Source organism: Streptomyces sp. NRRL S-495 (assembly GCF_000966955.1).
Lineage (GTDB): Bacteria > Actinomycetota > Actinomycetes > Streptomycetales > Streptomycetaceae > Kitasatospora > Kitasatospora purpeofusca.
Genome location: NZ_JZWY01000577.1, coordinates 1 through 1,549, shown reverse-complemented (window position 1 = coordinate 1,549; position 1,549 = coordinate 1). Strand labels below are relative to the sequence as shown.

Genomic DNA, 1,549 nt, shown 5'->3' with positions numbered 1-1,549 from the left:
GGCTGCCGCTCACCGCCAACGGCAAGCTCGACCTGCCGGAGCTGCTCCGCCCCAACGCGTCGGTGCCGCCGTCCGGACGGACGCCGGCACCGGCCCGGACCTCGGGCCCGGCCCGGGCCCGGCTCGGCGGCAGGGAGTTCGAACAGCGGCTGGCCGGGATCTGGGGCCGGGTGCTGGAGCGGCCCGAGGTCGGCCCGGACGACAACTTCTTCGACCTGGGTGGGGACTCCGCCGGGGCGCTGCGGCTGGCCGCCGAGCTCCGGTCGGAGCTGGGCCTCGACGTCGCGCCGCTGACCGTCTTCACGGAGTCGACCGTACGGCGGATGGCCGCCGGGCTCGCCCCGGCGGAAACCGGCACCGACCGTACCGAGCGGGCGGACGGCAGCGCCGGGTCCGACCCCGCGCCGACCGGCCTGAGCGCCCGTGAGCTGCGCCGGGCGGCCCGGGCCGGCGGAGGCCGGCCATGACGGCGACGACCCCGGGACCGGCGACGACCGCAGGACCGGCGACGGACCGCAGGACCGACCCCCGGCCGGGCCCGGCACCCGTACACCACCCGTCCGGACCGGCCCGGACGGGTCGTCCGGCCGCTGAGCAAGGAGATCGGCCCGTGAGGCTCGAAGCCCGCACCCAGGACACCCAGCACACCCAGGAGCGGCTGCGGGAGTTCCGGGCGCTCGAAGCCCGCCGGGAGGCCGCCGCCTACCTGGACTTCTTCGGTCCGGTGACGGCGCTGTTCGCCGAGGCCACCGCGGCCGCCCTGGCACCGGGGCCGGGCGCCACGGTGCTCGACCTGGGGTGCGGCGACGGCACGCTCGGCGCGCGGCTGCGGGAGCGGGGCCTGCGCTGCGTCGCGACGGACCTCTCGCCGGCGATGTGCGCGGCGGCCGTCGCGACCCTCGGCCGGGGAGCGGTGCTCGCCGCCGATGCGACGGCCCTGCCGTTCCGGGACGGCGCGGCGGACGCCGCCGCGGGGGCCTTCCTGCTCCCGCACCTGCCGGAACTCGACGGCGGACTCCGCGAGTTGCGGCGCGTCCTGCGGCCGGGCGGCGAGCTGGTGCTGACCACCTGGAGCGGTCCCGACCGCTCTCCGTTCACCGGTCTGCTGGGGGAGCTGCTGCTGGACGAGGCGCCCGCGGAGGTGCGCGCGGTGATGGCCGAGCGGGCCCGGCGGACGGAGCCCGGGGAACTGCGGGCCGGGTTGCTCGGGGCGGGCTTCGCCGGGCCGCGCTTCGAGCGGCACCGCCGGACCGTCGCCCTGCCCTCCGCCGAGGCCTGGTGGGACGGCATGGCCCGGGCCTCGGTCGGTGCCCGGCACCTGCTCAGGACGCCGGGCCGGGCCGCCCTGCGGGAGGAGTTCCTGCGCCGGGCCGCGCGGTTCGCCGGCCCGGCGGGGCAGCTGGAGGTGCCGGTCGAGGCCCTGGTGGTCGTCGCCACCGCGGCCTGACCGGCGGCCCGACCGGCGGCGCGGCCCCGCACGGCCGGCGGGGCCGCGAACGCGACGGCCGATGGGACCGCGAACGCGACGGGCGGTGGCCCCCACGGGATC

At 79.5% G+C, this 1,549-nt stretch carries 2 protein-coding genes; both read left to right on the top strand.

Going from position 1 to position 1,549, the window contains the following annotated elements; translation table 11 throughout:
* Positions 1–467, top strand: a 467-nt coding sequence (locus VR45_RS27660; RefSeq protein WP_045942570.1) for a phosphopantetheine-binding protein, incomplete at its 5' end; no start/stop codon positions are given.
* 143 nt (positions 468–610) lie between these two features.
* A complete protein-coding gene (locus VR45_RS47260) occupies positions 611–1,447 on the top strand; it encodes a class I SAM-dependent methyltransferase (protein ID WP_045942569.1) in 837 nt (278 codons plus the stop codon).
* Positions 1,448–1,549: the final 102 nt, after the last annotated feature.